Annotated in this window: 18 protein-coding genes; 10 read left to right on the top strand and 8 right to left on the bottom strand. The window is 45.9% G+C overall.

What is annotated here, in order from left to right:
• The first annotated feature begins 538 nt into the window (after positions 1-538).
• The 5 genes from EXW94_RS25670 to EXW94_RS25650 all read left to right on the top strand — a co-directional run bounded on the left by EXW94_RS25670 (position 539) and on the right by EXW94_RS25650 (position 2809).
• Positions 539-835, top strand: coding sequence for a hypothetical protein (locus EXW94_RS25670; protein WP_174341425.1), 297 nt, complete (start codon positions 539-541; stop codon positions 833-835).
• A gap of 43 nt (positions 836-878) precedes the next feature.
• Positions 879-1316, top strand: coding sequence for a hypothetical protein (locus EXW94_RS25665; RefSeq protein ID WP_174341424.1), 438 nt, complete (start codon positions 879-881; stop codon positions 1314-1316).
• 59 nt (positions 1317-1375) lie between these two features.
• On the top strand, positions 1376-1630 hold the full coding sequence (locus EXW94_RS25660) for a DUF905 family protein (protein WP_174341423.1): 255 nt from the start codon (positions 1376-1378) through the stop codon (positions 1628-1630).
• A 451-nt stretch (positions 1631-2081) separates the two neighbouring features.
• Positions 2082-2408: a hypothetical protein gene (locus EXW94_RS25655; RefSeq protein ID WP_174341422.1), complete on the top strand. Its 327-nt coding sequence runs from the start codon at positions 2082-2084 to the stop codon at positions 2406-2408.
• Between the two features lie 26 nt (positions 2409-2434).
• On the top strand, positions 2435-2809 hold the full coding sequence (locus tag EXW94_RS25650) for a hypothetical protein (protein ID WP_254797898.1): 375 nt from the start codon (positions 2435-2437) through the stop codon (positions 2807-2809).
• Between the two features lie 18 nt (positions 2810-2827).
• Here the strand turns inward: EXW94_RS25650 and EXW94_RS25645 are convergent, their stop codons facing one another.
• The 8 genes from EXW94_RS25645 to mobI all read right to left on the bottom strand — a co-directional run bounded on the left by EXW94_RS25645 (position 2828) and on the right by mobI (position 12778).
• Positions 2828-3565 (bottom strand): nuclease-related domain-containing protein, encoded by a 738-nt coding sequence (locus EXW94_RS25645; protein ID WP_174341421.1) that lies wholly within the window; start codon positions 3563-3565, stop codon positions 2828-2830.
• A 5-nt stretch (positions 3566-3570) separates the two neighbouring features.
• On the bottom strand, positions 3571-4767 hold the full coding sequence (locus EXW94_RS25640) for a S49 family peptidase (protein WP_174341420.1): 1197 nt from the start codon (positions 4765-4767) through the stop codon (positions 3571-3573).
• Between the two features lie 9 nt (positions 4768-4776).
• Positions 4777-5439, bottom strand: a complete 663-nt coding sequence (locus EXW94_RS25635; protein ID WP_174341419.1) for a DUF4400 domain-containing protein — start codon at positions 5437-5439, stop codon at positions 4777-4779.
• A complete protein-coding gene (locus EXW94_RS25630) occupies positions 5432-6553 on the bottom strand; it encodes a hypothetical protein (protein WP_174341418.1) in 1122 nt (373 codons plus the stop codon). Before EXW94_RS25630 ends, EXW94_RS25635 begins: the two co-directional genes overlap by 8 nt.
• A complete protein-coding gene (gene traD, locus EXW94_RS25625) occupies positions 6553-8439 on the bottom strand; it encodes a conjugative transfer system coupling protein TraD (RefSeq protein WP_254797897.1) in 1887 nt (628 codons plus the stop codon). Before traD ends, EXW94_RS25630 begins: the two co-directional genes overlap by 1 nt.
• A 198-nt stretch (positions 8440-8637) precedes the next feature.
• The gene (mobH, locus tag EXW94_RS25620; RefSeq protein ID WP_174341417.1) at positions 8638-11574 is read right to left on the bottom strand and encodes a MobH family relaxase; all 2937 of its coding nucleotides are present in this window, start codon (positions 11572-11574) and stop codon (positions 8638-8640) included.
• A 3-nt stretch (positions 11575-11577) separates the two neighbouring features.
• Positions 11578-12297 carry a hypothetical protein gene (locus EXW94_RS25615; protein ID WP_174341416.1) on the bottom strand — a complete coding sequence of 240 codons (720 nt, stop codon included), beginning with the start codon at positions 12295-12297 and terminating at the stop codon, positions 11578-11580.
• 10 nt (positions 12298-12307) lie between these two features.
• Positions 12308-12778: a conjugative transfer protein MobI(A/C) gene (gene mobI / locus EXW94_RS25610; protein WP_174341415.1), complete on the bottom strand. Its 471-nt coding sequence runs from the start codon at positions 12776-12778 to the stop codon at positions 12308-12310.
• A gap of 773 nt (positions 12779-13551) precedes the next feature.
• On the opposite strand from mobI, the gene EXW94_RS25605 reads away from it, so the two are divergent.
• From EXW94_RS25605 to EXW94_RS25585, 5 genes are all read left to right on the top strand, one after another.
• Complete coding sequence (locus EXW94_RS25605) at positions 13552-14343, top strand: trhR (protein ID WP_174341414.1); 792 nt, start codon at positions 13552-13554, stop codon at positions 14341-14343.
• A 14-nt stretch (positions 14344-14357) separates the two neighbouring features.
• Positions 14358-14888 carry a hypothetical protein gene (locus EXW94_RS25600; protein WP_174341413.1) on the top strand — a complete coding sequence of 177 codons (531 nt, stop codon included), beginning with the start codon at positions 14358-14360 and terminating at the stop codon, positions 14886-14888.
• 442 nt (positions 14889-15330) lie between these two features.
• Positions 15331-16377 carry a thioredoxin family protein gene (locus EXW94_RS25595; RefSeq protein WP_174341412.1) on the top strand — a complete coding sequence of 349 codons (1047 nt, stop codon included), beginning with the start codon at positions 15331-15333 and terminating at the stop codon, positions 16375-16377.
• Positions 16367-17782 carry a conjugal transfer protein TraH gene (locus EXW94_RS25590; RefSeq protein WP_174341411.1) on the top strand — a complete coding sequence of 472 codons (1416 nt, stop codon included), beginning with the start codon at positions 16367-16369 and terminating at the stop codon, positions 17780-17782. Before EXW94_RS25595 ends, EXW94_RS25590 begins: the two co-directional genes overlap by 11 nt.
• A gap of 8 nt (positions 17783-17790) precedes the next feature.
• Entirely contained in the window at positions 17791-21756 is a 3966-nt protein-coding gene (locus EXW94_RS25585; protein ID WP_174341410.1) for a conjugal transfer protein TraG N-terminal domain-containing protein, read from the top strand.
• Positions 21757-21933: the final 177 nt, after the last annotated feature.

The following is a 21933-nucleotide window of genomic DNA, read 5'->3' as shown; positions in this document are numbered from 1 at the left end:
AACGTGACACCAGGAGAAAAATAGCCACTGGTCTGGCTAGCCGCTGTATCAACTCAGCCCGTGCTCAAAGGCACGCATTAGCCTGCCCCTGCATTCCTCAGACTCTCCTCCTGCATTCCTCAGACTCTCCCCCTGCATTAAAAGCACAACAGCACATCGATGGCGCATCCGGGAAAGGGCGCTTTCATCTGGACAAGCCTGCCCATCTCTCATGGCTTGGATCCAGGGCAAGATCCACCCTCAGACAAAAACTTACCACGCTTTGTATGTCTGTCCGATATCTCCACTTCAGAATGACCCGTTGGCGCCATAGGGAACTCCAGCAACCGGCAATGTGAAGATTTGTTCAGGGCAGGCTGGCAAGCGGTCAGACAGCTAAAAGCGGAAAGACGAGCTATCGGCACTGAATTGTCAGGTCGATGCTCCATCCTTATTTTTATAGCTGTCCGAATTAACCCCCTAATTTATTTCAACAATTTTTATATCGCCTTGTTAGCCAGACCGTCGGTACCGGTAAAATTAAGAGAAAGGAGCCGATATGAGCACATCACTTACGTTTGCCAATGATTCAACCGACGCTGAATACGGCGCTATTTACCGGGCTTTGCAGAAACTCTCTGGCGCTGAAAACGACAGCCTGTATCAAGCCGCCATTGCAAACTGCACGACGCAAAAGCAGATCCGCGCAAAAGCGGGGCGGTATGCCGGTGTCTGGCAGGAGATCTTCAATGCCTGGTGTGAGAACAAACTGCCCAACGTGGCCGTCATACCTCTGCTCTTCAGACCGGTGCTCACCAGACCCGCATTTAACCAGCTGGTGGAACGCTGGAGATAACCCCGTATACACAACCGGGCCCCGGCCCGAGAGGAGCTTTGCCATGTTCAGTAAAGATCGTGACACGACTTTTTTGGAGCACGTCAGCGTCATTCAGCCGGTCTACCGTAATACCGGGGCTGGCCTTTTTGATTTCGACCGTCAGAAGCAGGTTGAAACCGTCGACCACATTTTTAACGAATTAATGCCAGGGCGTGATTATGTGACAGAGTTTCCCCGCTGGGTTCAGTTGAAATCCGCTCGCCGGGTGGCTCAGTTTGATGATGGCACAGTCCGCTATGGCGTTCACGTCGAGTTCTACAGCGACGAAAAGATTAACGTCTTTCGCATTTTCAAAGAGGAAGGTCAGGACTGTCATGACATCTATTTCTTTAATGCACAGCAAGACAAAGCGGAACTGCTCGCCTGCCGTCTGAATCTTGCTGGTATGTATCTTAGTACCGCGTTTTATGAAGCGACCGGTCTGTACCTGTCCTATTAAGGATCCGGCCGGTTACCTGTCAGCTGGTGTGACAATTAAAGTTGAATCAGAGGTTTGTAATGAGCCATTTGTTTGAGCATGGTTCCACAATTTCAATGAGCGAAGCGCAAGCGGTCGTGGCGCACTATCGGAACGTTACAATTGAGGATGTACAGCCAGCTGGCCATTTTTGTATCGTTATCCGCAATCACGCATTTGAGTGCAGGCCGATGATGTGGCGTTACTGGAATTTTGCCCCGGATGCGTCAGCGGACTTAAATCACCATTTAAAAGAGGATGGGATCAAAGCCTGTACAGATGAGACTCAGGATTAGCCTTATGAACCCGGGATAAACCCCCCGCAACCGTGAAGAGAGCTTTCATGGTATATAGAGTGGTTGCATAGGATAGGCGCTGGTTATCAGACGTCCTTCCCCAATCAGGGGCCCTAATTCGCGATGCTTTGTGCGAATGCAGATGGAGGGCACCCATAAGCATGCAGCTGGCTGACGGAGCGGGAGGATCGCGCTGCGGCAGTAAACCTAAAAATGTGACCGTCCATATTAAAGGTGCATCCATATGCGGCATGTCGTGCTATCTGGCTTAAACTGGACGGGTGTAAACTTGTCGGTTTGGTTTGAATGGAAGCGTGCAGCCGGTAGAAAAATCAATGGGTGATGACGACACGTGCAGAATCTGGCAGGGTGGTTATGTTTAATGCGCAGCGATTGTTAGCCAGAGACAGAGATTGCGTATAATAACCATAGAGCAAAAGGGGAGGTCATCATGAGTGTATCGAACGTCATTTTATTCATCATCATTTGTTACGTTGCACGTCGAGTCATCCGTTTTTTGAAAGCCCGTAAAACAGGTGACGCTACCTCAAATCCGCAGACGGTTCGCTTAATCAGCAAGGGGCGCATTATCGAAGTGGAGCCGTTGGTGGTTTTTGACCAACCAATTATTAAAAATCAGGTCGAACCTGCCGTACGCGTAAAGTCATTGGGTGATGAAATGACTGAACAAGCCTTAAAAGACCACATGAACATGATTGATGCAATTGGGAACTCAGCTAATCCACTTCATCATGTTTATGGTATGGATAGGGATTAATAATGGCCTTTGCGTAGTGAAATTGATTGAATCAGAATTTTGAATTTAAGGGCGACAACAAAATGGTTAATACAAAATCTGTATTTAAATCGCCAGAAATTGTGCCATTCAAACGACCTAAAGGCGATCTTGATAGCCGCTACATGCCGCAGGCGTATGCGATGGTTCGGGACTGGGCTAATGATGTAGAGAAGTTTGTAAGCGACGGAAAGACGGCGCCGGTTGTATTGCTGGCCTACCAGCTAAAAGGGACTCGCGTGTATTTAATGCTGGTACCGGTAGAGTTTGAACAGGTCGATGTGGAACTGACCAGTACCGTGCTGAGGCCCACACAGTCCATTGGAGAGGTTATGCAATCGATGCAGGCTGCGTGGCAGAAAATCCCCGCACTAAACCCTTAGAGGCCCTTGCCTGGGCCTTTAGGGTTTCAATATTTGCCTTAGCCGAATTATAATTGACGCCAGAAAATTCAGTACGCTCAACGTAATGGCCTGATCTAATTTCATTCCTGTCTTAAATTTCTGACTCAAAAAATGGATATGCTTTAAATCGGTGTATAAGCCCGGTGGTCGACGCATAACTGCCAGCTGGTCTTTCATATACTTAAGCGCATCAGGCCGGAAGATTATGATGTTTCTTCGCACCTCTACTTTTCTGACAAAATCTTCAATACCCATACACAGCCAATCAGGCTTCGATGTGCCCGCAAACTGGCACTTACCGTTGATAATCACCACGTTGATGCACTCGAACTCAATACCTACGAGCGCGTTCTGAATCGCTTTTATATGGCTGTAGTTTTGGCGGAACGGATTCTGTAATTTTAAGACCTTTGCTGAGCCGCCAAACTTCGTCCAATGCCTGTCAGTCACATTCCCCAACAAACGTCCGCTATAGTTCTTTTGCTCAATGACATAGAGCCCATGCGGAGCGATAAGGATGTGGTCAATCTGCGTGGTACCGACGGACTCAAGATTGAGCGTCAAATCACTCATTAACCCATCGGCACAGTGAGGAAGTTTTCTGGCGATCTGCCTGGCGGCTCTCCGCTCAACAATATCCGTCAGGATAAAGCTTTTCAGGCAGTTTAGAACGGTCAAGAGTAAACCGATAAGAACTACCCCCAGCAGCTGCCATACCTGAAAGAGATAGTCCATAACTCTTACCTCAGTTTGGGGTGGCTGGTGGCATCAACTGAATCTGCGAGCTTGCTGGCGCTCTGGGTAAGACTTTCTACCGACGTTGTCAGTGAAGCTAACATACCGAGTGCGGACCGCAGATTTCGTTGAGGCTCGTTGTAGTTCTTGAAGCGCTGAATGCCGTACATCGCCGAGAGGCGAGAGCGCACTTCGACCGGAGTCACATCGGCATCGATCAGTCCGTATTTGATAGCCGTGGGTGTTGGCCAGACCCGTCCGCTGTAGAGCGCTACAGATTCTGCATCAGAAGGGCTGAGAATTTTATTGGCCCGGGCCTGCTCTACATCGGCGATGAACTGTTTATGCATGTTGTCCAGGATCTGCGTTTGCATAAAGTCGCGAGTCTTTTCACTCATAGGATGATAGGGATCGAGTGAGTCCTTATTCTCACCGGCAATCAGTGGCTCATTTTTAAGGCCAATGGTTTTCATCACTTGAGAGACATCCCAGTGGTCCATACGGACTCCGATTGAGCCAATCAGGGCATTGTTATCAGCGTAGATAGCATCAGCCGGGGAGACCGCGTAATAACAGGCTGATGCGCAGATAGATTTCACACTGACGATGATTGGTTTATAAGGATAGCGAGCGTCTTTGATAAAAGTACCCTGCCCGGTGGCAATGATCGACAGGGTATTAGCTTTCACCTTCTCCAGCTCGTCCTGCTTTCGTTTCTGTTGGCTAAATGACTCAGGAGGCTTAGGAACGTCAACCTCATCGTCCGAAACATACCGCCCGCCGACATATTTTTCCACGCTGATTTTTTGCTGGTGGCTCCTCAGTGCGTTAATCTGCCGATAAATGGTTATAGCATCAGACGGGCTACCTCCCCCGGATTCTGCTTCAATGATGATTGCTTTGGCATGAGGGTTTCGGTAAGCCTTTCCAAGTGCTGTGGCGATGACGGTGCCGTCACCGGTATCTGAACCCGTAGACATTTCACCGGTCAAACGAATGACTGCGAAATGGTCACGCAATCCTTCATTCTCCTGATATTGATCGTAGAGATTATAGAAGGAGTAACCTACAGCGATAATAGCCAGTCCGGACATTGCAATCTTTGCCGTCGCACTGACACGAAACATCCCATAGAATCGGTTAGCCTGATGATTGAATGCTTGCTTAAGACTGGCAGGTGTTTCTTTATTATGTTTGAACATTTATCAACCTTACATGAGTTTCTGATAATTGGCCCAAAGGCGATTCAAGGAAATGCCCAGTATAAAGAGGGCTGCTGGTGGGAAAAGCTGCGCGACATTGTTAAATAGCGACATATTTGGCGTAACCAGATAGATGGTTGTAAGAAAACCTATCAACCAGAATGCCCTGAACCATACCCGGTAGAACTGGACTGTCACTTTGCCGAATACATATCGTTTCAGCTTCCACTGGTACATGCCGTCTGCCAGCATGGCAATTAAAAATGGAAGGAAGATCAGTAGCCATCCCACCAGCAAATTCCAGCGATACAATGTCTGAAAAATAAGAAGCGGAATGTTCTTTGCCATTGTGTAGAGAAATGATGAGGCTTTGTCCACAGTCAGGTTAATTCCCCGACTTGGCTTTGTGTTGTCGGGGATAAGAATATTGTTCAGGTTATCGATAAGGCGATACTTCTCAACCAGCACATTGTATGAAGCCTCTGTGTTAGAAAGGACAGATTTCCATCTATCTGATGGGATAATGCGTTGGCTGGCATTAATCTCCAGACTAATTTGTTTGCTCAATTCCTCCGTAGGCTGGATTGCTACGTTGTAAACGAGATAGGCAAAAAGCAACATGCATGCCATTAAACGAATGACATAGCCTCTTGAGGCCGTAGGATCAGACATGATTAGACCCCCATTCTTTCATCATGGCTATACGATGAGTATGGTCATGGTACTCATTGCGCCACATAGTCGGGATGCCCAAATGCCAGTGGAATTCGCTTGGGATGATTTGGCGGATTAATGTGTGTTCAGCGAACTGCTTCAATGCTTCACTTTTCCAGCTTATCTGCCCGTCTACAGGTAAGTAGACTGAACTTTCGCTTTTTGATGCCATTCTCGCAAACTCGCCAAAGTTGAACTCCCAGGGCGTCCAGCTGCGGTACCGCTCATTAACCTTGGTATTAAACACTGGAAGGGTCAGCAGTGTGTCAGTGTATTTTGATACAACTGCACTGCAAACGTCCGGGCTGTTAAACGGTTCGTGTGCAGAATTCAGCTGGGCGATCACGATTTTGTCGATAATGTAATTGAAAGTACTGGAATACTGGCAAGCCTGATCCGGCAATTTATCTATAGCATCGACCAACTTATACTTCAGTCGCGAGAGGAATGGAGAGTCCTCAATCGCAACAATATGGTCGAATGTAGTGGAAGGATGCACGGGTGATTTCAAACGTTGCTGCCGTGCAAATGTCAGATCTGCGGGCACATTGATGAATGCTGAAGCAGCTTTGGAGAAATCGACAAAATAAGGAAGAAGATAGCCACCCAGTTTCAACTGATTGCTATTAACAATCAAGGCACGTGCTGGTGGCTCGGTGCGTGCTGGTGGCTCGTCAAAGAATATTTTGAACGAGACAAACTGATGATCAAATCGCTCGCCGTTGAGATGTGTCTGCATCCACTCCTGGGCAGGTCCAAGAGCAATTGACCAATAGAATGTCACGATATCGCCGTACCGATCACGGGCCTTCAATTCGCCCTTCAGCAGAAAAAGGTCTGATAGCAAGATTGCCGCCTGCATAAGCGAGTCTGCATTGTTGGATAAGCAGAATTGCCCAACGTGCCTGGTGACACCTTTTTCTAATTGGCCAATTCGATGAAGAGTTTGCTCATCGGTAATAAAATTCAGCCCAATAGATTGGAATCGCCGTTTAATGAGTGATTTGCTCTTGCTGACTTTCATCGGGCCGTTGAAACATTGTTGCCAACTGAGAGTAATGAAATCATCCATCAATGCATTTTCCTTAGATATTTATCGATTTCGGCAATGTTCAGATTTTTTCGCAAAGTAACTTTTCGAGGGCTCCGGATAATCATCTCGATAAGTCTCGTTGAGGGTTTCATCGCTTTTTCTGATACCGCAATGGGTATCTGACCGACGATTTTTCGACCATCTTGGAGTCTTGCCACAATATGCAGGTTTGGCACCTGCCCCAAAAGCTCTTTCGGAATGCTTTCTTCAAGCGTTGTTTGCTTTCTTTCCGAGATAGAACCGCTGAAATCATTATGCGATAAAGTTGTCCCGGTCCCGGTCGAATAAGAGACCATATTTGTGCTTATAGGGCTTTTTCCGAAGTTCTCGACGACTAAAGTCTGGGTTGGATTGTCATTTATACGCAGGCTGATGTAGTTGTTGCACAAACCCGTAATTCGGTTAGCGGTTTCCTCATTAGCTGATGCGATAAAATCGGAAATGGTTTGGGTGCAAATGAAGAGCGCAATTTTGGCTGCTCGCCCCTGTGCCAGAAGGTTAATCATGGAGTTGTTGATGGCAGAATGTGCCTCATCAACAAAAATACTGATCCGTGAATGGGCTGAGAGGTCACCATCGCCGGAGTTGTACCGACTGCCTGCACAGGCTGTAAGGTCTGACATTATCAATTGGGAGATATCACGTGCGGTTTCTGGGTTTGATAAGCCATCTAACGAAATGTATAGAACCCCACCGGAACTGAACATACCATCACTGGTGACGACTTCGCGTCCATTGTTTGTGCTGTCATTTGGCGACAGCAGCTCATCCAGGGGACTTTCAGTCAGGCGACTGAACAGAGGCATTATACCGGCCGTCATTTTACCCATGTGCTCGGCACTTGAGGTTGAGTAGTCAATGAGCTTTGCGACAGTATCAAGCCACTCCAGCTTTTCTTGACCTTCGTAATTCATGAAGTGTGCGGTATACCATTCAAACAAGCGCTTTGCTCGCAGGGGAAGAGGCTCATTAGGCGTGTACTTCACTTTCTCTACCCACTGATCGTGCCCATAGAACTTCGCGTAGGCACTTTCAAGCGCCTTGACCGTTAAATTGATGATGGCCTGCTGGTTCATCATATTACGGTAAATGAGTTTGATTGATGGCTTCTTATCAATCATACGGATCCCTGAGATGATCGTCGAAATCAGAGATTCGGCATACTGCACGAACGGGTCAACCTTCCCGGGTTCACTAACCAGGCTTAGTATGCGAGAGGTAAGATCGCTGACGTTCACAAACGAGTTACAGACATCAATGCAAACTGAAGTTGATGGCCTGCCTGGATGGAACTGATAGAAAGGTAACCCTAAATGTTCAGCCTCTTTTCTCAGCCCTTCACGACAGTCGGCATCGTTCTTGGGATCCAGGAAAACGACGACATGGCCCATGTGCAGCATACTGGCGCTGAGGAGACGTAGCAGTACTGTTTTGCCGGTACCCACGTTTCCGGTTATCAGCGTATGGCCGAACCAGTTGCTTTCGGTAACAAACGTCGGGGTTCTTTCATCTACTGCGAATAACGCATTGCTTCCACCCATTGACCGTGCCAATGAGGCAAAATGCCGGGTGATAGGTTTTAAAACGAATGGTAACGCTATCTCCCGTAAATCGCTTGAGAGGTTGTTGATCTGGTAAGCCCGGTCTGCGTGCTCGGCCCCCCCAAGGGTAGCCATCACACAAATAGGTTTTTCGCTCAGGCATTGCCTTATTTTCTTTCGCATACTCTTCAGCCAACGTTCTGTATTTTCTCTCGTTCGAGAAAAAGTCACTTTTGTTAATCCCCCTAAGTTGCGCAAGGCTAATAAACAAAAATTGTCGCTTAAAGATCCGCCAGTGGGCTTTGAAATAGGGTTTTGCAGCATAACAACGCCATAGGCACAAGAGAAAGAGGCTGGTGGCGGTCACCAGTACAATGGGCGCCGGTGCAGAACCGTCGGACTGATAACCCTGAATGAGGGTCACCAGGGCGCTGAAAAGCAAAATTGTAGCACTCCGGTATTCGAGTACCGGCCTGTACAGGTTCTCTTGTGCATGAAGGTTTGTTCGTTTTGAGTTGGCCATTATTGCTCCAGCAAATCATCAAGAAGTGAAGAGAGGTCAATGTTTATACGGTCTGATGCGGCAAGCAGTTGGTTCATATCAAACTGGAAACACTTCGTGTTTTTGATAACACCACTGTTGACCCGGTACACGGGGAGTTGAATAAATACACTGGCGCTCCCTTCTTCCAGTTCCGTTTCAAATCGCTTGATACCGGCCTGGGTGATATAAAGCATTTCGTCTACCAGCAGGGTAAATCGGTTTTTTCGGGTACTGTTAAAGAACTCTTTCATTTTGATAACGACGGAAGCTAGCTGGTGCGCGATCTGCTCATATTCTTCGTGCGTCGGTGACCCTTCTGTCAGTAAGGTAAATGTTCCAGTTACTGCCGATTCAGATGCAGGGGTAGTTAACTTGGTGCTCTCGACTTCAGAAGAAGGGCGTTGCATTTCAGGTATTGAGCCAGCCATGTCTTTAGCAGCGTCTTCCTGTGTTTCAGTTAAACAGGCTGTTGGCACAGCAAACAGGCGAGCCAATGCAGGACTCAGGTGCGGTTTGTGGCTGATTTCAACGGTGGTCTGTTCTGCCGGTTGGATAGCGCCATCACCCGGACTTATGGGGTCGTGAGGAGCAGTATTTAATTCAGGTCCGTGTGCTGGTGGTATATCTGAGGAGTTAAAGCAGCTTTGATATGAATCTTCAGGAGTACTGCACTCTTCGTCCGCCTGATCTACGGCGTAATACTCGTAGTCCGTCGTGAATTGCTCGCTGACTTCGGCAAGGTTATTGTTTAAATGCATATTGCTGGCAGTATCACTATTCAGGCGTTGAGGGGGGAGCTCCAAAGCCGCATCACGAGAATAGTCGTCGTCATAATTATCTGAGGTTTGGGGTTCGATGCTCAGAGTTTGATACATGGATGATTCGAGGAGTGACTTCAGTTCAGTGGTGTTTTGAGAAGAACGTTCCCCGATATGGATGCCTGCGCAGCAGTCGCCCAATTGGACCAGGCGAACCTCATGAACATCCCTGACAATCCAGTGCCCTGATAATGCTCCATCTCTGTAGGTTTTTTGGAAAAATGGCTCGGCACAAAAAGATTTGTCCTCAAGGGCTGGCAGAAGTGTCTTGATTTCATCCACGACAAGGTACGGGACTGAATCAACGAACTTGAGAAGTTGCTGCGGTAACGGTGCCGCTGTAATCATCGCCTGTAGACTGGCTGCTGCTGTGTCCTGTTCTTCGACTGCATCATCAGGTTGCAATTCGCAATTTTGACCATCACTACTGGTGATGAGATCTTCGCCAAGGGCAGACATGGCATCGCAATGGCCATCATTGGCGTTTATATCGGTGTTCCCATAGTGAGGAGCCGTGTCAACATTTTCAGGTTGAGAATGCAAAGTCCCTTCTTCCGACTGTAGGCTCTCATCTATAATTTCGTTTACAGGTTCGAGAGGTGCGGGATTGACTGTGCGTATATCCGCTGCCAATGATTCAACAGTGTCAGATATTTTAGTGACGTCCTCCCGGCCGGGTACGGGTCTCCTGAATTCAGCCAATGACCTTTTTTCGTCAACATAAAGGAAATCTTTGTTAGCGTTAATGCTAAACAATCCCGGGACAGAGTCGGGGATTTTGTAGGAGTCAAAGACAAGCCCTACCCACTTAAGTTTAAGCAGGTTATAAAACTCAAGATTCGCTATCCCTTTAACAAAGATCCTGGCAATATCATCATCGTTAAAAACGCCAGGAATGAAGTAGTGGACAACCCGTTCATCATTGTATGGTTCAACATAACCACGTTGAACCAGTGCTTCCGTAAGTACAGTTCTTCCCGCATCTCCCTGAGGAAAGTTGAAATTCATTTTCTCAAAATCGGCAAGGACGAAATCCAGAAATGCATTTTCGTTTAAATACACCTCACCATTAATGATGATCAGGTGCATGGGTTTGGATTTAAAATCATTAATATTTAGCTTTTGGAAATTATGCTTAAGCGACCCTAAAGCACGAGCTGCCGCGTCGTTCGAACGCAGACCCATTACTGGGTCTCGCATAACATTCAAATCAGTGCCGGTAGAAAAATAGTCAGCTTTTCTTACACATTTGGAGAGGTAGTCATTTCCGTCGTTATAAAAGTTCAGAGCTAAGAGCATCTTTGAATAAACACGTTCTTTGATAACCAAATCCAGATATGCGAGACACACAGAGTTTAAAATTCGCTCAAGGAAAATCCCTGACCAGATATTATGTTGATTATGTATGCGCGAGCGCCAGACAATTTCATATTCATAAATATTATTTTCACGTGCCCAATCCAGAAGGCTGTGTTTGCTGGGTGTCCACGTTTGTGGTGGCTCTACATTTACGCTTATTACGTCGACGTCATAAATCTTTCCTGCATCGTGAACGAGCCCACTAATGAAGGCTGCATAAAGATAGATTTTTCGACGTTGAACTTCTTCATCCTGATAACCTATTGGGCGAAGTTCAGAGTGATAAGCATTTTTTAAAGACAGTATTGCCACGTCCAGACTGTGGGAGAAAAGTCCACCTATACCGTTATGATGATGGTTTTCAGATGCGGGTAGAAGATGAACCCATCGAATAAATTCGATGAGCGGTTTCAGCACGAGATTAGTAAATGAAAAGGCATCTTCCCTGATATCACTATCGCCGATGGCTAATAGCATTTGAACAGTTTGCAGCTTTTCTCTGTACAGAGAAAGAATAGACTGCTCATTAAAACTTTGAATGCCGCTTGGTCGGGCAGGGTATTCAATTAGCTTCAGGACCTCCTGATTCGGATGAACAGGAACGGAATATTTGTCTTTCCCATTAATTTGAGCAAATGGAGAATCCAAATCAGCCGAATACTCAGCGACCTCGTCACGAATAGAAATCCGGCCTGTCCACATCATCCCAATTTTTTTAAGTGTGGTCCTGAAGCTCATCACTTACTCCTTAACAGATTTTGAAAGCAATTCGGCTCCAATGTATGCCTGAACACTTTTATATTGCTTCACCTTCTCAATGAACACTTCCGGGTTATAAGGACCTTCATTGCGTCGGGATACATTGAGGGTGCGCTTCACGCGTTCAACATACATGGAGATGCTTTTGATTATATTGTGAGCCATGACGTTATAATCGCTTATGGCCAGCAGGCCTAATGCATTGTATTTAGCCATTGTTGTTAAATGCGAATTCATATCATGAATGTATTTATAGAAGCGCATTGTGTTTGCGTTGTTGAAGTTCAATTGAATAGGGTCGTATTTATACGGAGTATAGTGAATTGAGGATAAGAAGGGGTCATTGTTGTCTGTGGTAATGGTTTGTAAAAACGAAACAAGTTTTTCACGCAGTTGATCATTTTCTGAATGAAGGGTGTCAAACCATTCCTGAATAGATGTAACAAGTTCTGGGTGCTTAATAGGGTCAACAGTTTTGAACAGTGTTGAAATAGCAATGCTTACATCATTAAATCCTCGAACGGCAGAACCGGCCTTTGAGATCAGGAAACGATTGAATTCTGGCGTTCCAGGCACAATTACAACGGACGCCATTCCTGGTTGATTACGAGTGGCATGAACATCGTACCGCACTTGGTTACGATTAGCTTTTACTGTAACAACATCGGCATCTTTTACATTATTCAAAGTTGCATCTGACATAGGGTCACCTTTAGTTTGCGTTTAAGTGTCGAAGTTTTCTACCTAACTCGATATATTGCACATGGTAATACTCCAGAAGATCTCTGTAAGGCTTGAGTTTATTCTCGGTACTTTCAATCATCTCCCATTCCCATGTTGCGTGATTAATAAAACAACTTTTTGTATAACCGCCTGCTTTGCAATCCACCTTTTTGGACATATGGTTTGGAGCATTTTTTTTAAACGGTTTGAATTGATACCAGTGAACAGTCTTTTTTTTCCCATGACCAATGACAACCAGTCGTGGTGCATACGTACCCAGATATGATCGCTTCAACTCACTGCTGGGGTGGGGGGTATTAATTTCTAATTTGTTGCGTTCTTTCCACGCGACCCAATAATCATTAACTACAGACTCTGCCTCCGCATACAAGGCGTTGATATTTTCTTTCAGCGTTTTACGCGTTAGTTCGATTGTTTCAATCAAATTTGCACTAACCATAATCCCTCCCATTTCCCGATACTCTACAGAAATCCCAACGTCATAATTTTTAGTATCGATAGATTTTTACGTGAATTTTTTGGTCTATTTGAGTTGCCGGATTCAAGAGACTTAATGCCGGTATCATGAACGCCCTCTAATGACGGACCGTCTTCGGGGAATGCAGCTGAAAACCCAGTTGTGTGAACGGAAAAGAAAAGTAACTTTTGATGTGCTGCCTCCTGTCGAAGAGCAGCGAATTTTGTTTGTGGTGTTATCCAATAAATTACATATATATCTAGTAGGATTTTTTGGTGAAAGATCACTCTATAGGTTTCGATGCATAGTGTGATTTTTTTGAAAAGTCACTCTATGTGTGACGGTGCATAGAGTCACTTTTCTGATAAAAATGTCTCTATCTGAGGCACATATAGTGTGACTAATAACAATAAAGTAACTCTATGTTATTAATTTTTTGGTGGGTTTATATATGATGTTTTGGGATTGTTTGTTTTGACCGTGAGATTACTTATCTGAAATCATATCAACCGGGATAGTTGGGGGGGATGTTTTATCTACTTCACACTTCGCAAGATACTTGGGATTAATCTTAAAATTATGTATCGTTTTTGGTAAATAAGTGCTACAAGTAATGTCAATGGGTAGTTTGTATGATTTGCGACATTTTGTGGCCTCAAACAAATTCCAAAGTTACTTTTCGTAGAATTAGCAAACCAAAAAAATTACAACCCACCTCGGGATACGGGTTGATATTGCTGGAAGGGGTTAACCGCATGGCTGACGCAGATAACTTAATGCATAGTTTGCTTAGTCGACTTTTTCGTACTGAAGTTTCAATTCTTCGTAGCTATCGATCATTTCTTATGCATTTGCCTTTGCATGGGTCGGCCTGTTATCAAACTGGAACACCGGTACTGCAAAAACGCTTATTTGGGCCGAACTTTAGGTTTGCGTCGGATTCAGCTTTTGAACTAATCAGACGGCCTGGAAGTATTCTCACTCCACGTTCAAACGGAAGAGAAATTAAGTGGGATACATTTTTTAAAGCGATTACGGAAGACGACTCTAATGTGATCTCTTCAATTGATCCAGATGAAATTAATTCAAGCATCTTTAGTGCTGGTGAGTCTGTTACATATTTAAATGGCAGTAAAGGTGATTACAATCCTGTAAGACTTCAGGAACTGCGTGAAAAATGTGTCGACGTGCAGAATGATTACCTAATGCAAATCATTTTTTGCACTGTGATCTCACCAGAGCTCGTGAGTATTTTATTTGGACTCAAGCCGGGTACCTGTGAGGCAATTAAAGATTTAGGCATGTCGTCTTTGAAAAACATTAATGACCTTTATCTTTTCCCGCGCGTTATTACTTTAGGCCAGGGCCCAAGAGAAGATGGCGTTGTGATAAATACAAAGATTTTTGCCTGGGCATATGAAATTGCAGCAGATGTAAAACTTGGTATAGTCAGTGAAGACTTAATTGAGCTTCTTCGTTATGACACGCTTTTTACAAGTCATCGTCATGACGTGTTTGACTCTCTCTCCCATAAAATAAACTTGTAGGATTATCAACAAAAATGGCAAAGGTTGATTTTAACAAAGCAACGACAATGCTTAATGCAACCAGAACTATGGAGATGGGTGCAAATAAAAGCACAATAAGAATCTTGTACGGAAGCAATGTTGCCGAGGGAATTGAGTTTAACGATGCGTGTAAAACTATTCTCAAAAAAGGCGTACGGACGTGGTGTAAAAGTTCCTATAATCGCCGGGTTTTTTCCGCTGTGATCGATATATCAGTAAATTACTTCGGGTTTGACCCACTTCATCCCCAAATGAGTTTTCGACACATCGATTTCAACCGCGTATTGAGCGTTATGGGTGCTTTGGGCTATTATATTCGTGCTCCGGAGCTGAACAAATTAATCGAAACCTTATGTTCACTTAATGATATTGAAGGGCTGGGCAGGTGCGAGCAATGTGAGCGCCCGTATATTGTTTCCTCCACAAATGATTCTCATTGTTCACGTTGTCGACTGACAACAATCTCTTCTGCATTGTCCAGGTATACATCGGAAGAACTCGAATACGATACAGGTGCTAATTAGAAGATATCATCAGCATGTAATCATCTGATTACTACTTTCAACATTACACACTCTAAGGCAGGGCATTAACGTTCTGGGATATTCCATATCTGAATAAGTTCTGATGCTTGCGCCTATGTTGGATCCTTAATGATAAGACTTTCAATCCTCCCTGTATTCTGTTCGAATAAAAATCTGTTCTGTTAGGCATTCTGTCTTATCATGACTTTTTAAATGTCCAAAGCCCGTTGCAGTGGTAATTCAGTTTGCTCTTCTTTTAAGCTACTCCTTATTGTTTAACGCTACTTAATTCCTGATCCTCCGACGCCCTTTATGATGTCACTGTGGCGGATTGGCACCCACTGAATTCCTACCCTTTGCGCATAGAATCACAGGTCCATAACTGATAATCCGCTTTTTTTTGTGTGTCACAATGAGGCATCATGAAATGAGGAGTGTTGTTATGGTTTCGTATAAGGCTTTGCCCTCGAAGTTACTACTGGCGTTGTCTGTTGTTATTCATGGCGTACATGCAGCACCGGATCAACCTCTGATAAAAGACACACCTTTTGTTTCCGGTCAGGCTTTTAAAAAAGGTTTTTTCTGGTATGACGACCCGGTGCGTAAAGAATTTCCTGAAGAGGAAAAAGATACTGTTCCACCGACTGCTTCGTCATCTAAATCGGAAGATGAGAAAATTGATTTAAACTCAAAGTGGCTCAAAGAAAATATGCCGCACCTTCTGACCCAGGCTATGGATAACCCGACGCCAGAGAACTTGTCGCGTTACTATACGGCCCAGCGGTTAATGCTCGACATCAGTACCCGTTTCTCAGATAAGTCAAAAGATTACTTTTTAAAAAATCCAATGATGTCGGAGAAGAGGAGGCAGCCGGTTGAAAAGGTTGCTCTGGATGCTCACCGGGAAATTGTTGAAAAAAACCAACAGTCGGTAATGAAGGATATTTTCACTAAATCGGGACTGTTCTTCTTTTTCCAAAGCACATGCCAGTTTTGCCATGAAGAAAGCAATATTCTTTCATTTATGCAGAACTATTACTCTGTAGACATTTTACCAATCAGTATGGATGGGATGGCTCTGCATAATGGTCTCTTCCCCGATTTTTCAGTCCCTAATTCTCAGATTATTGAACGGTTCAAAATTCGTGAAGTTCCGACAATCTTTTTGGTATCAAAAGACGGAACGAGCGCACAAAGAATAAGTGAAGGAATGATTTCGGCAGATGAATTGAAAAGCACCATTATCCTGGCGGCCAAAGGCATGAAGCTGATTGACGATGTAGCTTTCCAGTCCACACTCGATGTTAAGCGCCAATATACCATCGGCGACGATGGCGTGATTTCCGTGGAGAAGAAAGAACTGGATACCGACCCATTCCTGTTACAGCGAATTATGGATCAAAAACTGGAAGGTTATGACATGCCTACTGCTGATCCAGTTCATTACATGAATGCAACTGGTACGTTCGGGGGCGGTCATGACCAATAGTTTACGCCGTGGTGTGCAAAAGTTACTTTTGCCATTGCTTATCTTGGCCTCCAGCAGTAATCAGAGTGCATATGCAGATAACGCCATGAGAAATATTTTTAATGGCATGATGACGACAACCTCACCGGCTACGTTTGAAACGGCAACTCGTACTGGCGTGGTAGGTGGGTCCTTCTCTTATCGTCAAACCAACGTCAATACGAACCTCATATCTATGTCATTTCCTAAAGCCTCAGTAGGCTGTAACGGGATAGACGTATTTCTTGGTTCTTTCAGCATGATCAATGGTGACCAACTAGTTCAGGTGGCACGAGGCATCGCACAGGGGGCTGCGATCTATGCATTTAATGTCGCAGTCTCTGCAATCTGCGCCGACTGTGCAGCCACAATTAATGATATTCAAAACAAACTTCAGGCGTTGAATAAATTTGCGAAAGACAGCTGTAACGCGACTTACTCCTTCCTCGCTGAGACAGCTGGTCCTCCTTCAGACTATGCAAACAAAGTCAGTTCCGGACCTGCCTCCATTTTGAACTCCGTCAATGGGTTGATCCCGGATTTCGGTTCTTCCATGACGAAGGCACCGGAAGAAATAACCAGGCAGGCCAAAGCCAAAGACCCTGATGGTTTCAATGAGAAATTCTCAGGCAATCTTTTCTATATGGCGTTTATGGAGATCGACAAGGGCTCGATGAATATCGGAGGTGTTACCGAGCTTTCAGGCTATCGCCTTGCTGAACAATTGATGTCTTTAGCCGGTACCGCAATCGTGAACTGGGATGACAAAGGTGAGCGCGCCGGATTTGAGATCCGCCCATCAACCATGACGGTGAGTGATTTTATAATGGGTCCTCCGACAGGTGGCAGCGTGAAAATGCTGAAGTGTGCACCAGCCCCGGATACGACAAAGGACAAAAAGGCTCAGTGTCTGGTCATGAAAGAAGTTGTGGATGCGAATTTTAAAGGACTCAAAGACACTATCGCAGAATTGTTGCTCAATGTGCAGACGAAGGTGATTCAGAACCAGCAGGTTTCTGATGAAGAGTTACGCATTATTAATTTCATTGGAATCCCTACCATTCTGGAGTCTCTTTATACGTTTGAAACCCCCGAAGGGTATTCCTATATCCAGGACATCAGTTCTGTGGCTGCGACCAGCCTCGTCATTAACATGCTCCGGCAGGTTGAAGCAAAAATTACCACGATGAGCATTCCAGTAGAAGCGCTTGCCAGCCGCAAAGATGACCTCAACCGGATGGTCGATAATTTGCGTAAGCAGATAGATGCGGCCTCGAAATTGAATAAAGACGCGGTAGGGAGCGACTCCGAAGTTATCTCTACATGGGATGACCGACGCCTTAAGCGTCAGGCATATGCGGAAAGCAAACGCGCACAACGTTACTGAGGCCTGCTATGGATTATAATATTTATACGTTGGGCGACATCGATTTTGTCTGGTCGGCATTCAACGGGATAGCTCTTATCTTTTCAAAATATACCGGCGTCAAAGAGTTCATGACAACCGCCGCTGTGCTTGCCGGTGTGAATCTCTTTTACAAGACCTGGTTGTGGGTATTGAATCCGACTAAGACTGAGCTACCTGTATTTTCATGGTTTCTTGGTCTTATCCTTTTCATGATGGCAACTGTGCGTGTCGATGTGACGATTGAATCTGTCAAATCGGGTGAGGTCAGGAATGTTGATGATATTCCGATCTTCATTGCGGCAACGGCCACGGTAACGACCAATCTTAGCCAGGGACTGCTTAAGGATTATAAAAGTGCGTTCGACCCGCTCTCACCGGTAAATCTGTCCGCGTCCACTTTGGATGATGATTTGACGCTTGGGCCAATGATCAAGTTTATGAAGTTCATGCAGTGGGGTGGTGATTCTCAGGGCTATTGTTCACTTTTCCCGGAACCGGAATCTGGGCTTGGGCCAATGAATTTATGTGCCACCATCCAGTCAGTCGCCTACAACTGTTTGAATGCAACGCAAAACTCCAGCGCAAAGATTGCCGGTAAAGAAACAATTTTTAATACGATCTTCTCCTCGGAAGTTGAAAACAGTCTTGCTCAGATAACGATGGCTGTTAACTCTGGTCTAAAAAATGCCAGCGCCAATGTCGTCGGCGCCAACGGAAGCGTTTCTAAGCCGTGCAAAGATACCTGGGCTACGGTCTTGCGCATCACCGGGACGCCGGAGGCCAAGAATACAATGAGCAAACTGGCTCAGGTTAACGGGATTATTAGCCCGGACGAGGCGAGTGGCGGTGGCAGTGGAACCAGCTTTGCTGATGTTATGGCTTCTGCTAATGGGATGCACGGTAATGTGATGTCATCTCACGATGCCGTGACGGCACTTTTTGTGATGAACGAACTAAAAAGTGGCGCAAGCAAATACCGGACTCCTTTGGGTATTTCTTCGGATATGCAGCTCTTTGAGGCTTCGCTGAAGCGCACCAATAATATGGCATCGCAGGGGCAGCTCTGGATGCAGCTGTCAGGTGCAGCCATTGCCTTCCTTGAAATGTTCAGCTATATGGTCGCCCCGTTTGCACTCCTGATGTTGCTCGCTCTGGGTGGGAATGGTGTGGCCGCAGCCGCGAAGTATCTTCAGCTGATTGTATTCGTCAATATCTGGCCACTGACAGCAGTGATGGTTAACGCCTACGTCAAAAAAGTAGTCACCGCCGATCTTGATACATGGAGCTCGATGAGCGCAGATAATAATGCCGTAACATGGATGGGTATTCCTGGGCTGGCCGAAACGTATAGTTCCTACCTATCAGTAGCCTCAGCACTCTATGCTCTGATCCCGGTTCTGACTCTTTTCCTGATGACGCAATCAATTCATCCAATGATGAACGCCACGAAGGGTGTTACGCCGGATGCTCCTGTTAACAATGGTCACCTGACCCCTCAGGTCTGGGATGCACCAAATAGTGGGAAATCCGCATTCGGTGATGTCAGCCGCACAAATCTGATGAGCACGGGCCAGGGTTCCCTTGATGGAGGATCAGTGAAATCCAATCTGGAACGTCTTGGATCGTGGAACGTCGGGAGTGGGCTTAGCGCTGCACAGGGGCAGTCTGCCAGTCAGACATCAGCAGCTATGAGCTCAGCTCAAAACTCTTATCAGTCTGCTTATAGCCGTATGAATGAATTAGGTAGATCGAGCAGCTCAAACAGCCAGTTCTCAACAAGCCTGCAAAATGCGAAATCGTACGCTGATGAAGTTGGGAGCAGCGTATCGAAAGATATTGCATCAAAATATGGGCTTAATGAACAGCAAGTGGCTAACACGGTTAGCTCAGCAGTGTTGAATGCTGGCTTATCCGGGAATGCTGGTTCAGCGGGAATAGGATCAGCTGTAAGTGCTCAGTTGGGAGCTACTGGTAGCGTTTCTGGTGTTGATACCAAATCCAGCCAAATGAGTTCAGACCTTAGCAAAGCAATCAGTTCGAAATTTTCAGAAAACGCCAAGGCGACAGAGCAATTCTCCCAGAATATTTCTAATGTGCGGTCGGATGCCTTTGCACAAACCAGTGCATTTAAAGAAGGCTTCTCTCAGATGAATCAGGCCTCTCAATCCATGGCTCAGAATTTGTCCACATCTGTCGCGACAAATGCCAATGCAAACAGTCAGGCTGGTATCGATACGAAGCAGTCTATCAACCTCGATATGCTGTCGGACTCTCTGCGTAACAAGGGCTTCAGCGATGATGATGTCCGTAGTTTTGCGCGTAAAAATGGGCTGGATGAAAACGCCTTTATGTCCAAGTTCACTGGTTACAATGACACCTTTAAAGCCAGTAACCAACTTGGTTCAAATTTACAACGCAGCGATGCCCTTGTCGCGACCGTTCGCGATTTCAGTGATGACAAAATTGCCATCGATACGGCCCGTGGTGAGACTGCGGCCAGCAACGTGAAAGACCTGAATGAAACCTCCGGGCTGCTGAAGAACTTTATTGCGGACTTTGGAGCCAATGCTCAACAACTTAATCCGGTTATCAACCAGCTTGATAAGCTGGGAGGAGGAAGCACCGGTACGGAAACTATCGCCGGTATGGAGTCTAAAGTTCCTCAAAGCATCGGTACTGGCAACGTCATGGGAGCTGGTGCAGTTGAAGGATTGGGTAACGATATGAAAGGTGCCGTCGGCACCACTCTAGAGAGTGGGCAGCAGGCAGCAAACCAGCAACCGATGGGCAGTAGCAGGAGTGGAGTTACAGCGCAGAACGTTGGAGGTACCGGAGAACGCGCCGTTCGACAGAACCATCGGGATGGTCAAAATGAGAATTTCTCAGAAAGCGACAGATCTGTGGCTGATAAATTACCGTCTTCTGCTCCTGCCATTTCAGACAGATCACTCAGCAAACTTGGAGCAAAAGGAGAAGCATCTGCACGTACTGAGTCAACATTTGAAAATGCCGCAGAAGCAACGGTCGGAATCCCTGTTAACTCTGGTGGCGATGCGAATCGCAATTTCCTCAATAATCGGTATAGAAACAACGAGGAACGATTCCTGAGCAATAATATTCCAGCTTTTACCGACAGGATTTTGAATAACAAGGATATGTCTGATAAAGATAAAAACATTGAGCTGGCTCAGCAGGCAGTCTTTACTCAGGGGGCTGCAAACCGGGCAACCGGAGATGAGAAGCGTCAGTACGAGAACGACGCACAAAAACTTCTGGATACGCTTCATAGCAGGGGAGTAAATCTGGAGCGGGGGGACCTGAAAGCCATCGATAAAGGCTTTGATACTTACAATCGTAATGGCAGCAGTTTACTGTCTGTAGTGAGCAGCAGCATTGGCGGGGTGGGTTCAGACGGCAGTTCCGGGACAGGACGTGGTACGAACGCACTTGATTACGCGGTGGGGCAACTTATTCAGAAAAATGCTACGGACGGCTCTTTTACAAATAAACTCGGGAACGCCTGGCGGGATGGTAATCAGGCGGTTTCAAATGGGCTGACTCAAATTGGCGCAAAAGGGGCCAGTGAATTCCTCGAACGCGGTGACTTGATTCAAAACTCAACAGGACTGGCCACCAGCGCCAGCAATGTGAGTGAAATGCCTGCGGACCTCGGAGGGAAGGTGATGAAGTACATGCAAAACTCTGATGCTGTGAGTTCCCTTTCAGATCGCTTCTCTGGTGTTAATTCACAACCGGCCATCGGGAATTATCAGGAAGGACAGCATGTGAGCCTGATGGCGATTAAGCAGCAGTTGTCAGACTCGCCTGATTATGGTCCGAATGCGGCCGGTCGATTTGAAGAATTTGCTAAATCAAATTTATCCAATTACAACGAAAACTATTCAAGCCGAATGGACAAATTGAGCAACTGGCTCGAAGAAAACAAACGGTAGGCTTAGTTATCATGATGGGAAAAGCCGCGCAAGAGCGCGGTTTTTTTATGTGTAAAGGGCTGGTGAATTTTACAAAGTTACTTTGGGTTCCTGGAAGAAAAATCCGGATATTATGTGTAAAGCAAAGGGTTCAATGCATCGGGTATAACATGTCATGTGTGCCGCTGCCGGATGGGG

It is taken from the genome of Enterobacter sp. JMULE2 (assembly GCF_013337145.1).
Classification (GTDB): Bacteria; Pseudomonadota; Gammaproteobacteria; order Enterobacterales; family Enterobacteriaceae; genus Enterobacter; species Enterobacter mori.
Note: the sequence above shows the minus strand (reverse complement) of the source record. Positions and strands in the feature narration are given on the sequence as shown.

Coding starts and splice junctions, on each gene's coding strand:
- EXW94_RS25615 (WP_174341416.1), bottom strand. CDS start 12,297: ATGTCAGATGCAACTTTGAATAATGTAAAAGATGCCGATGTTGTTACA.
- EXW94_RS25635 (WP_174341419.1), bottom strand. CDS start 5,439: ATGTCTGATCCTACGGCCTCAAGAGGCTATGTCATTCGTTTAATGGCA.
- EXW94_RS25670 (WP_174341425.1), top strand. CDS start 539: ATGAGCACATCACTTACGTTTGCCAATGATTCAACCGACGCTGAATAC.
- traD (WP_254797897.1), bottom strand. CDS start 8,439: ATGCTGCAAAACCCTATTTCAAAGCCCACTGGCGGATCTTTAAGCGAC.
- EXW94_RS25585 (WP_174341410.1), top strand. CDS start 17,791: ATGGATTATAATATTTATACGTTGGGCGACATCGATTTTGTCTGGTCG.
- EXW94_RS25605 (WP_174341414.1), top strand. CDS start 13,552: ATGGCTGACGCAGATAACTTAATGCATAGTTTGCTTAGTCGACTTTTT.
- EXW94_RS25640 (WP_174341420.1), bottom strand. CDS start 4,767: ATGTTCAAACATAATAAAGAAACACCTGCCAGTCTTAAGCAAGCATTC.
- mobH (WP_174341417.1), bottom strand. CDS start 11,574: ATGAGCTTCAGGACCACACTTAAAAAAATTGGGATGATGTGGACAGGC.
- mobI (WP_174341415.1), bottom strand. CDS start 12,778: ATGGTTAGTGCAAATTTGATTGAAACAATCGAACTAACGCGTAAAACG.
- EXW94_RS25600 (WP_174341413.1), top strand. CDS start 14,358: ATGGCAAAGGTTGATTTTAACAAAGCAACGACAATGCTTAATGCAACC.
- EXW94_RS25665 (WP_174341424.1), top strand. CDS start 879: ATGTTCAGTAAAGATCGTGACACGACTTTTTTGGAGCACGTCAGCGTC.
- EXW94_RS25590 (WP_174341411.1), top strand. CDS start 16,367: ATGACCAATAGTTTACGCCGTGGTGTGCAAAAGTTACTTTTGCCATTG.
- EXW94_RS25630 (WP_174341418.1), bottom strand. CDS start 6,553: ATGGATGATTTCATTACTCTCAGTTGGCAACAATGTTTCAACGGCCCG.
- EXW94_RS25645 (WP_174341421.1), bottom strand. CDS start 3,565: ATGGACTATCTCTTTCAGGTATGGCAGCTGCTGGGGGTAGTTCTTATC.
- EXW94_RS25655 (WP_174341422.1), top strand. CDS start 2,082: ATGAGTGTATCGAACGTCATTTTATTCATCATCATTTGTTACGTTGCA.
- EXW94_RS25660 (WP_174341423.1), top strand. CDS start 1,376: ATGAGCCATTTGTTTGAGCATGGTTCCACAATTTCAATGAGCGAAGCG.
- EXW94_RS25595 (WP_174341412.1), top strand. CDS start 15,331: ATGGTTTCGTATAAGGCTTTGCCCTCGAAGTTACTACTGGCGTTGTCT.